Consider the following 13,155-nt stretch of genomic DNA (forward strand, 5'->3'; position numbering starts at 1 on the left):
ATGTCCATGGATCTACACGAGCAGGGGATGAGCTCCCGCACGTTTGTGATCGCCGCCATTGTGTGCGTGCTGCTGCAGGCAGGCCTGGCACCGCAGATCTCCATTGCGGGCGGTCGCGTCAACTTCATGATTATCCTGGTGTGCCTAAGCGTGTTCTCGGGCGACCCGACCCGTGCCGTCGTGTGCGGTTTTTGCAGCGGCTTGTTCTATGACCTGTCCGCTGCCGTGCCGGTGGGCGTTATGTCGCTCCTGCTGACCGTGGGTTCTTTTGTCCTGGTGCACAGCGCCGTCGGTCAGACGGGCGGTACCCCGAGTGCGCGCGGCATCACCGTGGGCGCCTTTGCGCTCGTCATTAATGTGATCTACAGCATCATCTTGCTGTTTATGGGTTTGGAGACGAGCTTTGTCGTGGCGATCTTCGGCCATGCGCTGCCGTCCTCGATCCTGACGGGTCTGGTTGCCATTCCGTTTTTGATGTCCGGCGTCGTGCCGCAGTCCGGCTATGGATTCTCCGCACGTGGCGGACGCCAGGCGGGTATGCGCTTTAAGCCCAAGACCCGCAAGCTCAAATAGGGGAGGCCCGTAGATGTCTTCCCAGTTGACGGTTATTATCGCCGGTATCGTGCTGGTTGTGGCCATCGTGGTCGCGCTGGTCATCATGCGTCGCGGCGATTCCCGTTTTACCTACGATACGCAGCATGGAACGGCCCCGCGCGCCACCGAGGGCGAGGGCAATACCGCGGCGACCGCCTTTAAGGGCCGTTTTTCCATCCTCACCACGGGTGTGGGCGCGATGTTTGCGGCGCTTGCCGTCAAGCTGTGGGGCATGCAGATGGTCTCGTCGGACTATTACGAGAAGCAGGCCAATAGTAATCAGACTCGCACCGTTACAACACCCGCTGTGCGCGGTCGCATCCTCGACCGCAATGGCGTGGCGCTTGTCCAGAACCGTCCCTCACTGGCTGTCGTGGCCTACCGCGACCTTGCCGAGGATGAGGTTCTGGTTCGCCATCTTGCCAACGTGCTTGGAATGCCTTACGTGGCGGTCCTTCGCAATATTCAGGACAATACAGAGGGCGCCCAGAGCCTGCATACCATCGCGACGGACGTCCGTCGCTCTACGGTTGCCTATATTCAGGAGCATGCCGGCGAGTTCCCGGGCGTCAAGATTGCCGAGCGTACCGAGCGCCAGTATCCATATGGCGAGACGGCATGTCATATCTTGGGCTATACCGGCACCATTACCTCCGAGCAGCTCGAGGCCCAGAATAAGAAAACCTCTGGCGATGATGATGCTTCTGCTGGCAAGATTACGTACCAGTCGGGCGATATCGTGGGCCAGGCGGGCGTTGAGAGCTACTACGAAAACCTGCTGCAGGGTATTCGTGGCGAGCAGACCGTCAAGGTCGATGCCTCGGGCAATGTGACCGGTCAGGCCGGCGCCGTGCCCGCGAAGGCCGGCTCCGACATTAAGCTCACGCTCGACCTTAAGATCCAGCAGGCCTGCGAGACGGCGCTGGCGAGCGCTATCGAGCTTGCCAAGACCACTGGCTACAGCAATGCCGGCAACGGCGCCGTAGTGTGTCTCGATCCCAACAATGGCGAGATCCTGGGCATGGCGAGCCAGCCCAAGTTCGATCCGTCCGTCTTTATCGGTGGCGTCTCAAATGACGTGTGGACCGAGCTCAATGATGACAAGGGTTCGCACCCGCTGCTCAACCGCGCCATCAGCGGACAGTACATGTCGGCCTCGACCATCAAGCCGCTCTCGGCGCTGGCCGGTCTTGAGTTTGGAACTTACACTTCAACGCAGACAACCAACTGCACGGGCTATTGGACGGGTCTGGGCAAGTCATGGGGCAAGTACTGCTGGCTGCATTCCGGCCACGGCACCATGACGCTGCAGTCGGGTATCGCCAACTCGTGCGACCCCGTCTTCTACGACATGGGCAAGGCGTTCTTCTATGACGAGCAACATCCCGAGGGTCTGCAGGAGGTCTTTCGTCGCTGGGGTCTAGGCAAGACCTGCGGTATCGATCTGCCGAGTGAGGGCGCGGGCCGTATTCCCGATGCCGAGTGGAAAGAGTCGTACTTCACCGACGCATCTGCCGAGGACCGCAAGTGGAATGCCGGCGATATGACCAACATTGCCATCGGTCAGGGCGACATCCTGGTGACGCCCCTGCAGATGGCGTGTGCCTATATGGGTCTTGCCAACGGCGGCAAACAGTACGTACCTCACGTGTTTTTGTCTGCCGTGTCGCGCGATGGCGACGGCGATGCCTATAAGTACAACGGCAAGGGCAAGAAGAAGCGCTTGGTGGCCAAGATCAACAGCGATTCGGATTTGGCTCTAGTTCGCAACGGCATGCACGACGTGATTTACACGGCATCGACGTCCCTGGCGGCGCACTTTGGCACCCTGACGCCGCAGGTATACGGCAAGTCGGGCACGGGCGAGAAAAGTGGCGAGGACGAATACGCGTGGTTCTGCGCCTATGCACCGGCCGATGATCCCAAATATGTCATCGCTACTGTCCTGGAGCAAGGCGGCGGCGGCTCAGATACCGCGATGCATGTCGTGCGCGACGTGCTCGGCGTGATTTATGACGAGCCCGATACCTCTTCGGCCTCGGGCGATTCTTCGGTTCGATAGGAGGTTGCGATGGATTTTTCTCCGGCGGATCTGTTCCGTTCAACCAAGACCGGCTCTCGCAGCAGCCTGGACCGTGTCAACAAGCAACTTTCGGCCTCGCGCGGCACGTTTCGCCAAAAGGTGCATATCGGTGTGCTCGTGGCTACTGTGGCGCTCGTCGCCTACGGTGCCATCATTATCTGGTCGGCTTCGCAGTTTAAGGCCGATGCCTCGTTCTCACGCCATCTGCTGGGAATTGGCATCGGGGCGGTGCTGGCGGTGCTCGTCTGGCGTACCGACCTGCGCGGTATTTCCAATTTCTCGACGGCGTTGCTCGTCATCGACCTGATCGTGATCCTCTCGCCCAAGATTCCGGGTCTGTCCTATACGGGCGGTCTGGGCATGACGGGCTGGATCAAGATTCCCGGTATCGGCTTGACATTCCAGCCGGTTGAGCTTGCCAAGCTCATCACCATCTTCTTTATTGCTACGCTTGGCTCGCAGTATAACGGTCGCATCGATACCGTTCGCGACTACGTCAAGCTCTGCGGCATGCTGTCCATTCCGTTTTTGGCCGTCGTTGCCATGGGCGACCTGGGCTCGGGCCTGGTCGTGCTGGTTTCGGGCGCCATCGTCATTTGTATGAGCGGTGCACGCCGTGAATGGGTGCTGTCGACCCTGGCCCTGCTCGTGGGCCTGGTGGCCCTCGTCCTGGCGCTCGATTCGGTCTTTGATTCGTTGCTCGGCCATGATGTGCTCATCAAGCAGTATCAGATGAACCGTCTGACGGTCTTTATCGACCCCGATAATGCCGATTCGGACGATGCGTACAATCTGCAGCAGTCGTTGATCGCGGTCGGCTCGGGCGGTTTCTTTGGTAAGGGCCTGGGGCATGCGACGCAGTCGGCCGGCGGCTTCCTACCCGAGTTCCATACCGACTTCGTCTTCGCCTTTTTGTCCGAGACCTTTGGCTTCTGCGGCTCCTTTTTGCTGCTGTGCTTGTACGTACTGCTCATCTTCTCGACGATCCGCGTTGCCTTTAAGTGCGAGTCTCTGTTCCTACGCTTATCATGCGTAGGTATCGTCGGCATGTGGGCGTTCCAGACCTTCGAAAACATCGGCATGTGCATCGGCATGATGCCGATTACCGGTATTCCGCTACCGTTTATTAGCTTCGGTTCGTCTTCGATGATGATTCAGCTGCTGACGGTGGGTATCGTACAATCCATATGGCGGCATCGTTCGGGCGCCGCGTAACCGCTGGAGGGGTTTGCTATGAAAATTCCCGTAGATAAGCTGACCCGCGCTTTTAAGATGGGCGCGTCCGTTAAGAAGGATTCCGATACGCCGGTGCGCATCTCGGTCTATCTGGATTCGTCCGCCTCGCGCTTTCTGGCCGAGACGGTGCGTGACGCCTTTGTGCCGCAGACGACCTCGGGCATTGTGCGCGTCGAGCGTCTGGGGGAGGAGCGAATTGCTCCAAAGACCGATACCGATGTGGTGCTGGTGCTCTCGTGTGGTTCCGACCGCTTGGAGAGTGCCGTGCAGGAGCTCGTGATCGCCGGCGCGCCCGTGTGCGTGCTTGCCGAGTCTGCTGTGGAGGTGCCGTTTATCGAGGAGTCTACACCCATGCTCGGCGTGGTAGCGGCAACCGATAAGACGTATCTGCTCGAGACGCTTGCCCGCTGGATTCTCGATCGCACCGACAAGGAAACGGCTTTTGCGGCGAACTTTGCCTTCATGCGCATCGCGGCGGCCAATCGTATCATCACCTCGTGCGCGCTCACCAATATGGCGACCGGTGCGCTGGTGTTTTTGCCGGGCGCCGATTATCCCGTTATGACGCTGGCGCAGGTGGGCATGCTCTTTGAGCTCGCTGCCGTCTTTGGACGCGGCATTAAGCCCGAGCGCGGCTACGAGGTCGCGGGCGTGCTTGCCGGCGGTCTTGTGATCCGCGCGGTCACCCGCGCGCTCGTCAAGCAGACGCCGCATATTGGGTTTGCCGTCAAGGCGCTCACTGCTGCCGCGGGCACCTATGGCATGGGCCGTGCGCTCGTTTCGCTCTACGAGCGCGATGTCGACTACAGCCGTGCCAACGAGGTGGTCACTGCCACGTTCTCCCGCGTTCGCGATCTGGTGACCACGGTCGCGGGCGCTACCCGTCCTATGGCGTCCTATCAGGACGCATCAGATCTCGCTGCTTAGGGGTTTTCCGTTGCGCGTTGCATACCAAGACTGTTTTCATTTAATTGAGCCGTTGCTCGCCAAGGTCGAGAAGCCGAGTCGCTATATCGATCACGAGTGGGGCACGCTTTCCAAGGCCGATGCCGACTACCGTTGCTGCCTGATCTACCCGGATGTGTACGAGGTTGGTCTGCCCAACCAGGGCATCGCCATCCTCTACAACATCCTTAACCAGGCCGAGGGCATCTCCTGCGAACGTGGCTATGTGCCGTGGCCCGATATGGGTGATGCCATGCGCGAGGCAGGCATTCCGCTGCTCTCGCTCGAGGGTGCAGCGCCGGTCGCTTCGTTTGATATCGTCGGTCTGCATGTGCCGCACGAGATGGCGGTGACGAACTTCCTCGAGGCTCTCGACCTCGCTGGCATTCCGCTGTTGGCGACCGACCGAGGTGAAGACGACCCCATTATCATCGCCGGCGGTCCCTCGGTGTACAACCCCGAGCCGTACGCGGCCTTCTTCGATGTTATCCTCATCGGCGAGGGCGAGGAATCGCTGCTCGAGACCTGCCAGTTGCATCGCCGTCTGCGTGACGAAGGAGTCCCGCGCGCGCAGATTGTCGAGCAGCTTGCATCCATTGCCGGCAACTACGTGCCGTCGCTCTATGAGGTTTGTCACGACGAGCCCTGCTCGCCGCATGGCTACACCGTGCCGCGTGAGGGCAAGGATGCGCCTACCGTGGTCTACAAGCGCGTCGTCGAGGATTTCGGCGCCACGAATCCGCTGCCGCAGTCGTGCGTGCCCTATGCGCAGCTGGTCCACGACCGCCTGTCTATCGAGATCCTGCGCGGCTGCGCCCGCGGCTGTCGTTTTTGCCAGGCCGGCATGACGTATCGCCCGGTGCGTGAGCGCTCGGCCGACCAGATCGTCTCGTCGGTGATTCAGGGTCTGGAAAAGACCGGCTATGACGAGGTGTCGCTGACCTCGCTCTCCACGACCGACCACTCCTGCATTCGCGACGTGCTCGGCAGGCTCAACCGTCGCCTGGAGGATACGGGTATTCGCGTGTCTATTCCGTCGCAGCGCCTGGATTCGTTTGGCGTGGATATGGCCGAGTCGGTCGCCGGCGAAAAGAAGGGCGGCCTGACGTTCGCGCCCGAGGCCGGCAGCCAGCGCATGCGCGACATCATTAACAAGAACGTGACCGAGGAGGACCTGGACCGTGCGGCCAAGGCGGCCTTCGAGGCCGGCTGGAACCGCATGAAGCTCTACTTTATGATGGGCCTTCCCGGCGAGCGCGACGAGGACATCGTGGCCATCGCCAATCTGGCCGATCACGTGCTGGAGCTCGGTCGTTCCGTGGTGCCCAAGGCTCGTCGCGGCTCGATCTCGGTGTCGATCTCGGTTTCGGTCTTTATCCCCAAGGCTGCCACGCCGTTCCAGTGGTGCCCGCAGCTCGACTACGACGACGTCAAGCGTCGCCAGAAGTTGCTTATCACGAGCGTTCGCAACCGTGCCGTCCGCGTGCATTACCACGATGCCGAGACCTCGCTCATCGAGGCCGCGCTGTCCCGCGCCGGTCGTGACATGACGCCCGTCATCATCGACGCTTGGCGCTCGGGCTCTCGCTTTGACGCCTGGGTAGAGCATTTCTCGCTCGAGAACTGGAAGGAGGCTGCTGCCAAAAACGGCATTGACCTCAATGAGCTCGTGCACCTGCCCTACGAGTTGGACTGGCGCCTGCCGTGGGAGCATGTGAGCCCCGGCTGCACGCGCGGCTTCCTCGAACGCGAGTACCGTCGCTCGCTCGAGGGCGTCACGACTCCCGACTGCACCCGCACGTCGTGCACCGGCTGCGGAATCTGCCCCACGCTCCACGCCAAGAATGTATTGATGGGTGATCGCGCATGAGTGAGCGCCTGACCGACAACCCCTCGCTCTTTAGGCTTCGTGTTCGCTATGGCAAGCGCGATCGCCTTAAGTACCTGGGCCATCTCGAAGTGATCCATACCATTGAGCGCATCGTGCGCCGTGCGGGACTTCCCTATGCCGTCACGCAGGGCTTCTCTCCGCACATGCGCGTGGGCTTCTCTTCGGCGCTACCGGTTGGTACGTCGTCGACCTGCGAGTGGTATGACCTGTTTATGACCGAGTTCGTGGCGCTCGACGAGGCGTTTGAGCGCCTGTCTGCGGCATCTCCGGCCGATCTGGCGCCCATCGAGGCGGCGTACATCGACGTGCGCACGCCGGCGTTGACGGCGCAGCTCACGCGCCTGTCGTATCGCATCGACCTGCACTTGGATCCCGAGGCGCCCGTAAGCGCCGACGAGGTGCGTCGTGCGATCGACACACTGCGCGCGGACCATGGCATCGACTACGCGCGCGGAAAAAAGAGCAAGCGCTTGGATTTGGATCACACGCTCGTTGGCTATGAGCTCGCGGCGGGGGAGTGTGAGGACCATCTGGTGCTCATGCTCGACACCCATGCCGACAACGAGGGCTCCATGCGTCCGGAGATTTTGCTTTCTGCTGCTGATGTTTTGTTGCAGGGCTTGACCCCGGGCGTCGATGCACCTATTGTTTCCACCGGTATGCAAGACCTCGTGACCATCTGCTCCTACGATGTCGAGCGTCAGAATCAAGCATGCGAGGACGACGAGGGCCGACTCGTCAGCCCCATACCTGTGCGAACTTGTGGATTTGCTCCACATACTCGTTGACGGGGGTATTTTCGCCTGCTACTATATTCGGCTGTTGCACTAACTGATGCATGAAGGGCAAGTAAACATGTACGCAATCGTTAACACGGGCGGCAAGCAGTACAAGGTCGCCACCGACGATGTCATCACCGTCGAGAAGATCGAGGGCAATGAGGGCGACAAGGTCACCCTGCCGGTCATCTTCCTCAACGATGGTAAGAAGATCGTCACCGATCCCGACAAGCTGGCCAAGGCCAAGGTTACCGCTCAGATCGTTGAGCAGTTCAAGGGCGAGAAGCAGCTGGTCTTCAAGTTCCACAAGCGCAAGCGCTATCGTCGTCTGAAGGGTCACCGTCAGCAGCTCACCAAGCTGAAGATCGTGAAGGTTCAGGCTACCTCCCGCGCCAAGAAGGCTGTCAAGGCAGAGGCTGAGGCTGTTGCCGAGGCTCCCGTCGCCGAGTAGATTACACTCGTAACGAAAGAGTAGGTATACACAATGGCACACAAAAAAGGACTTGGTTCCTCCCGTAATGGCCGTGACTCCCGCGGTCAGCGCCTTGGCACGAAGCGCTATGCCGGCCAGACGGTAACCACGGGCACGATTCTCGTCCGTCAGCACGGCACGCACATCCACCCGGGTGAGAACGTTGGCCGTGGTAAGGACGACACGCTGTTCGCGCTGGTCGACGGTACCGTTGAGTTCCACAAGGGTATCAAGCACAGGGTCAGCGTACGCCCGCTCGCGAACGCGTAATTCACTCTTCATAGAGCACATATGTGGGAGGCACTTGAGTTTTAGGATTCAAGGGTCTCCCTCTTTTTTTGTAGGAGGCGATTCTGTTGTCACAGTTCACCGATATCAGCCGCATTAACGTGTGCGGCGGCGACGGCGGAGCCGGATGTATGTCGTTTAGGCGCGAGGCATTTGTCCCCAAGGGCGGCCCCGATGGCGGCGACGGCGGTCGTGGCGGCAATGTCGTCATCCAGGCCGATGCTCAGCTGTCTTCGCTGATCGATTACCGCTTTAAGCATCACTTCCGCGCCGAGCGCGGCACGCACGGGCAGGGCGCCCGTCGTAACGGCAAGAGCGGCGAGGACCTGATTCTCAAGGTCCCTATGGGCACCGTGGTGCGCGAGCTCGACCCCGAGACGCAGACCCCGATGTTCGAGATTGCCGATCTGGTGCACGATGGCGAGCGCGTTGTCGTGGCCCCTGGTGGCGCCGGTGGTCTCGGCAATACGCACTTTGTGACGTCGGTGCGCCGCGCGCCCGCGTTCGCCCAGCTGGGCGAGCCGGCCGAGGAGCACTGGATTGAGCTCGAGATGAAGCTTATGGCCGATGCCGCGCTCGTGGGCTTCCCCTCGGTGGGTAAGTCATCGCTCATCGCGCGCATGAGTGCCGCCCGTCCTAAGATTGCCGACTACCCGTTTACCACGCTCGTGCCGAACCTCGGCATGGTGCGTGCCGGCGAATATTCTTACGTCGTTGCCGACGTCCCCGGTCTCATCGAGGGCGCGAGCGAGGGCAAGGGCTTGGGTCACCAGTTCCTGCGCCACATTGAGCGTACGGCCCTGATCATGCATGTCGTCGACATGACGGGCGGTTTTGAGGATCGCGATCCGGTTGAGGACTATCGCATCATCAACCGCGAGCTCGAGCAGTATGGCGCCGAGCTTTCGGAGCGTCCGCAGATCGTCGTTGCCAACAAGTGCGATGCGCCGGGCACGGCCGACAAGATTGCCGACCTTAAGCGTGCGGCGCTCGACGATGGCCATATGTTCTTTGCCGTGTCTGCTGTTACGGGCGCCGGTCTCAACACGCTGATGCTTGCCGTGGGCGAGCAGGTGGCTAAGCTTCGCGCCGAGCTGGCGGTCTCTGATGAGCCGGTCGATCTGCGCGACGAGGAGTGGGAGCGTCGCCGCCTGCAGCGCGAGAAGCGTTTCCGCATTGTCCAGGAAGAGCCCGGTGCCTTCCGCGTGGTCGGTCGTGCCATCGAGCGCATGGTCATCCAGACCGACTGGGAAAACGAGGAAGCCGTCATTTACCTGCAGCATAAGTTTGCGCGTATGGGTGTTGACGACGCGCTCGAGAAGGCCGGTTGCCGTGCGGGCGACGAGGTCCGCATTTGCCAGCGCGCCTTTGACTTTGAGGGCGCCGAGGACTTCTCGGAGTACGAAGAGCTCGAGGATGCTGGCGAGGACGTTGCCGTCGAGGCCATTGACGTGGCCGATGCTGCGGATGAGGGCGTCGAGGTTGTCGATGCGGCGGATGCCGAGGACGATGCCGAGACCTCGGAGGGCGAGTAAGCCATGTCGCTGCGCGGTGGAATCGGTCTGCCCGAGCTTCCTCTAGAGGACGGGCAGGAGTTTAGGCTCGGCATTATGGGTGGCACCTTTGATCCCATCCATTACGGGCACCTGGTGACCGCTGAGCAGGCGCGTGAGTCCCTCGACTTGGATGCCGTGCTCTTTATGCCGGCGGGCACGCCTGCCTTTAAGCTTGACAAGCCGGTGACGCCTGCCGAGGACCGTTATGCCATGACGGTCCTCGCCACCGCTGCGAACCCGGCCTTTTTGGCGAGTCGGTTCGAGATTGACCGTCCGGGTGTAACCTATACGGCCGATACGCTTCATGCCCTTCGCGACTTTTACCCGCCGCAGGTAAAGCTCTACTTTATTACGGGCGCCGACGCGATTATCGATATTGTTACCTGGCATGATGCCGAACGAATCGCTGAGCTTGCTACCTTTATTGCGGCGACGCGACCGGGCTTTGATATCGATACGGCGCGTGCCCGAATCAAAGAGTCGGGGCTGCCGTTTGACGTGCGCTATATTCAGATTCCGGCGCTGGCGATCAGCTCGACGAACATTCGTAAGCGAGTTGCTCGCGGTATGAGCGTGCGCTATCTTACGAGCGAGTCCGTGCTCGGCTACATTCGCAAACGCAGGCTATATGCCGATTTGGGCCAAGAAGATTTTGAGTGATGGGGGTCTACGTTGTCGGTAGAGGATCAGTTTGAGGGCGATGAGCGCGCGCTGCTCAAGCGCATTCAAGAGCTGCTCGATGTTCGCATGAAGGATAAGCGCAAGCGCTATGTGCATTCGCTGGGTGTTGCCGAGACCGCACTTCATCTGGCCGAGGTCTACGGCGTTGACCGCTTTGATGCCGCTGCCGCCGGCCTGATCCATGACTGGGACAAAGTGCTCTCCGACGACGAGCTGGTCACGCGCGCTCTGCATTACGGCATTAAGATTGCCGGCTCTCCTTCCGCCGCGACGCCGCTTTTGCATGGCCCTGTTGCCGCCTATGAGCTTCCGCAGCTTTTCCCCGAGTTGTCGCCGGCCGTTTTCCAGGCTGTCGACCGTCACACCGTGGGTGCCTGCGACATGACGCCGCTCGATATGGTGGTCTTTGTGGCCGATGCCATCGAGCCCAACCGCCACGGCGACTATGCGCATGCGCTGCGCAAGATGGTGGGGGAGTCGACGCTCGATGAGTTGTTCTTCTCCTGTTTTGCGCAGGGTTTGGTCTATGTGATCCAGTCCGGGCGCTATCTTTATCCCACAGCTATTACGATTTACAACCATTACGCCCAGCTGCGCTAGCTCGGGCTGTCTAGAAAGAGGTATTCCATGGCCGACGAGACCATGACCGACGAGCAGATTCTTGAAGGTGTGGAGCACAAGAGCTTCGTCGCCACGTCCGACCGCACTGCCGCCTCGCTGTCCGCGAGCGGTGTCGCCGCCGAGGATGTCGCCCGCGCCGCCGCGCAGGCCGCCTACGACAAGAAGGGCGAGGACGTTCAGGTGCTCGACCTGACCGAGCTTTCCGACGTATGCGACTACTTTGTGCTTGCCACCGGTACCAACAACCGCCAGGTCGATTCTATCGTCGACGAGATCGAGGAGAAGGTCGCCGAGGCTTGCGGCGAGCACCCGTTCTCCATCGAGGGTCGCGAGCAGAAGACCTGGATGCTCATGGACTATGGTTCGGTTGTCGTCCACGTCTTCACTCCCGAGGCGCGCGACTTCTACCGTCTCGAAAAGCTCTGGGGTGACGCTCCCCAGCTCCCCCTCAACCTCCTCTAGTAGCTCATTTGAGACGGGGTTTAGCTACCCTCACGCATATCGCCGGGCAGGTGCGGTTTTCCGCACCTGCCCGGCTTTCTTTTGCCCAAAGGCGGTTAATCGTTGAAGCGGGATTGGCGGCCGAAGGAAAGGGCGGTGTCGCCGAATTTGTCTCGGACGGCGTCGATGGCGACGGAGAGGTCGCGGCGGTCGCTGGATTGGGCTCCGCGGTCATCGATCTCGCAGAACAGGTCAGTCTGGATGCCGCCTTGGTGGTCGAAGTCGCTCATGCCGATGCCCGCCAAGCGAACATGCATGCCATCCTGCCAGATGTTGTCGAGCAGTTCGAGTGCAACCGCCACGAAGATGTTCTCATCGTCGGTCGGATGAGGCAGCCGGCGCTGTGCCGTACGCCCGCTGCCATACGAATACTTAAGCTTGAGCGTCACCGTGGCACCCGTCAGCCCCTGACGGCGCAGGCGGCGTCCCACTGACTCTCCCAACAGCGCAATCGCCGCCTCAATATCCCCACGCTCAGTTAAATCTTTAGCAAAGGTGCGTTCATTGCTGACCGACTTGACCTCGCGCTCTTCATCGAGGCTCGTGACTTCGGAGATTTCGAGTCCCAGCGCACGCTGGCGCATGCGTTCGCCGTTGACGCCAAAAATAGAGGCCAAGGTGGATTCCGGTGCACGTGATAGCTCGCCGAGGGTGTATATGCGCATGCGGCGCAGTCGCTCCTCGGCCGAGCGCCCGATGCCGCTCATGGCAGATACCGGCAGCGCGGCCAAAAAGCGCTGCTCGGTTCCGGGGCGCACGATGGTCAGCCCAAACGGCTTATCCCGCTCGCTTGCGATCTTTGCGGCCGTCTTGTTGCAGCCCACGCCAATGGAGCACGTCACTCCCAGCGCTGCCACGCGGTCGCTTATACGCCGCGCAACCAGCAGCGGGTCTTCGGGCGCAAAGCGACCCGGTGTGATATCGATAAAGGCTTCGTCGATGGATACGCGCTCAACGCGCGGGGTCTCGTCGGCGAGAATCGCCATGACCTGCGCGCTCACCTCGCGGTAGCGATCAAAGTGCCCGTGTGTCCAAATGGCTTGCGGGCACAAGCGCCGCGCCTCGGCCGAAGCCATGGCAGAGTGCACGCCAAAGCGACGCGCCTCATACGAACACGTGGACACGACGCCACGCGAATCGGCGTCTCCGCCCACGATGAGCGGCTTTCCTCGCCATTCGGGATGATCGAGCATCTCCACGCTCGCAAAAAACGCATCGAGGTCCATCAGACCCACCGCCGGACCCGTCCAGGGAGGCGGCGTGACGCCCATGGCATCCTCATAACCGTATGTATGTTCGCGTCTTTCCATGTCATGAGTATACCGCGCAGCTCATGTGGGGTGCGTGTATGTGCTTGCAAATCCCGAATTCTTGTCTAAGATATGGATTTGCCCTCGACTACACCGAAGAAGTTGGTCTCACGGACTTCACCTGCCCGCGTCGATGGCGTATTATGTTCAACTGTTTGTTTGTAGTTGCAGCCTAAAGCTGCTTGGTTGGAGGAGTTT

Annotated in this window: 13 protein-coding genes; 12 read left to right on the forward strand and 1 reads right to left on the reverse strand. The window is 60.7% G+C overall.

What is annotated here, in order from left to right:
• Positions 1-6: 6 nt before the first annotated feature.
• The 12 genes from RX395_RS05720 (at position 7) to rsfS (ending at position 11,608) form a co-directional block, all read left to right on the forward strand.
• Positions 7-573 (forward strand): rod shape-determining protein MreD, encoded by a 567-nt coding sequence (locus RX395_RS05720; RefSeq protein WP_316366144.1) that lies wholly within the window; start codon positions 7-9, stop codon positions 571-573.
• 13 nt (positions 574-586) lie between these two features.
• Entirely contained in the window at positions 587-2,656 is a 2,070-nt protein-coding gene (gene mrdA, locus RX395_RS05725; RefSeq protein ID WP_316366146.1) for a penicillin-binding protein 2, read from the forward strand.
• A 9-nt stretch (positions 2,657-2,665) separates the two neighbouring features.
• Positions 2,666-3,892: an FtsW/RodA/SpoVE family cell cycle protein gene (locus RX395_RS05730; protein ID WP_117790420.1), complete on the forward strand. Its 1,227-nt coding sequence runs from the start codon at positions 2,666-2,668 to the stop codon at positions 3,890-3,892.
• Between the two features lie 18 nt (positions 3,893-3,910).
• Positions 3,911-4,840 carry a YcjF family protein gene (locus tag RX395_RS05735; RefSeq protein ID WP_316366149.1) on the forward strand — a complete coding sequence of 310 codons (930 nt, stop codon included), beginning with the start codon at positions 3,911-3,913 and terminating at the stop codon, positions 4,838-4,840.
• 10 nt (positions 4,841-4,850) lie between these two features.
• Entirely contained in the window at positions 4,851-6,728 is a 1,878-nt protein-coding gene (locus tag RX395_RS05740; RefSeq protein ID WP_316366150.1) for a TIGR03960 family B12-binding radical SAM protein, read from the forward strand.
• Positions 6,725-7,537, forward strand: a complete 813-nt coding sequence (locus RX395_RS05745) for a TIGR03936 family radical SAM-associated protein (RefSeq protein WP_316366152.1) — start codon at positions 6,725-6,727, stop codon at positions 7,535-7,537. Before RX395_RS05740 ends, RX395_RS05745 begins: the two co-directional genes overlap by 4 nt.
• 67 nt (positions 7,538-7,604) lie before the next feature.
• Positions 7,605-7,979 (forward strand): 50S ribosomal protein L21, encoded by a 375-nt coding sequence (rplU, locus tag RX395_RS05750; RefSeq protein ID WP_035138585.1) that lies wholly within the window; start codon positions 7,605-7,607, stop codon positions 7,977-7,979.
• A 33-nt stretch (positions 7,980-8,012) separates the two neighbouring features.
• Positions 8,013-8,270: a 50S ribosomal protein L27 gene (gene rpmA / locus RX395_RS05755; RefSeq protein WP_006236075.1), complete on the forward strand. Its 258-nt coding sequence runs from the start codon at positions 8,013-8,015 to the stop codon at positions 8,268-8,270.
• An 86-nt stretch (positions 8,271-8,356) separates the two neighbouring features.
• On the forward strand, positions 8,357-9,823 hold the full coding sequence (obgE, locus tag RX395_RS05760) for a GTPase ObgE (RefSeq protein ID WP_172544921.1): 1,467 nt from the start codon (positions 8,357-8,359) through the stop codon (positions 9,821-9,823).
• A gap of 3 nt (positions 9,824-9,826) precedes the next feature.
• Complete coding sequence (nadD, locus tag RX395_RS05765) at positions 9,827-10,504, forward strand: nicotinate-nucleotide adenylyltransferase (protein WP_089573445.1); 678 nt, start codon at positions 9,827-9,829, stop codon at positions 10,502-10,504.
• An 87-nt stretch (positions 10,505-10,591) separates the two neighbouring features.
• Entirely contained in the window at positions 10,592-11,125 is a 534-nt protein-coding gene (gene yqeK / locus RX395_RS05770) for a bis(5'-nucleosyl)-tetraphosphatase (symmetrical) YqeK (protein ID WP_193221482.1), read from the forward strand.
• Between the two features lie 27 nt (positions 11,126-11,152).
• The gene (rsfS, locus tag RX395_RS05775; protein ID WP_035138582.1) at positions 11,153-11,608 is read left to right on the forward strand and encodes a ribosome silencing factor; all 456 of its coding nucleotides are present in this window, start codon (positions 11,153-11,155) and stop codon (positions 11,606-11,608) included.
• A 95-nt stretch (positions 11,609-11,703) separates the two neighbouring features.
• Here the strand turns inward: rsfS and dinB are convergent, their stop codons facing one another.
• Positions 11,704-12,957 carry a DNA polymerase IV gene (dinB, locus tag RX395_RS05780; RefSeq protein ID WP_316366156.1) on the reverse strand — a complete coding sequence of 418 codons (1,254 nt, stop codon included), beginning with the start codon at positions 12,955-12,957 and terminating at the stop codon, positions 11,704-11,706.
• Positions 12,958-13,155 lie beyond the last annotated feature (198 nt).

The organism is Collinsella aerofaciens (assembly GCF_032584215.1).
Taxonomy (GTDB): Bacteria; Actinomycetota; Coriobacteriia; order Coriobacteriales; family Coriobacteriaceae; genus Collinsella.

Bases quoted from the DNA above. Each gene is read 5' to 3' on its own strand.
- RX395_RS05720 (WP_316366144.1), top strand. From the start codon at position 7: ATGGATCTACACGAGCAGGGGATGAGCTCCCGCACGTTTGTGATCGCC.
- mrdA (WP_316366146.1), top strand. From the start codon at position 587: ATGTCTTCCCAGTTGACGGTTATTATCGCCGGTATCGTGCTGGTTGTG.
- RX395_RS05730 (WP_117790420.1), top strand. From the start codon at position 2,666: ATGGATTTTTCTCCGGCGGATCTGTTCCGTTCAACCAAGACCGGCTCT.
- RX395_RS05735 (WP_316366149.1), top strand. From the start codon at position 3,911: ATGAAAATTCCCGTAGATAAGCTGACCCGCGCTTTTAAGATGGGCGCG.
- RX395_RS05745 (WP_316366152.1), top strand. From the start codon at position 6,725: ATGAGTGAGCGCCTGACCGACAACCCCTCGCTCTTTAGGCTTCGTGTT.
- rplU (WP_035138585.1), top strand. From the start codon at position 7,605: ATGTACGCAATCGTTAACACGGGCGGCAAGCAGTACAAGGTCGCCACC.
- rpmA (WP_006236075.1), top strand. From the start codon at position 8,013: ATGGCACACAAAAAAGGACTTGGTTCCTCCCGTAATGGCCGTGACTCC.
- nadD (WP_089573445.1), top strand. From the start codon at position 9,827: ATGTCGCTGCGCGGTGGAATCGGTCTGCCCGAGCTTCCTCTAGAGGAC.
- yqeK (WP_193221482.1), top strand. From the start codon at position 10,592: ATGAAGGATAAGCGCAAGCGCTATGTGCATTCGCTGGGTGTTGCCGAG.
- rsfS (WP_035138582.1), top strand. From the start codon at position 11,153: ATGGCCGACGAGACCATGACCGACGAGCAGATTCTTGAAGGTGTGGAG.
- dinB (WP_316366156.1), bottom strand. From the start codon at position 12,957: ATGGAAAGACGCGAACATACATACGGTTATGAGGATGCCATGGGCGTC.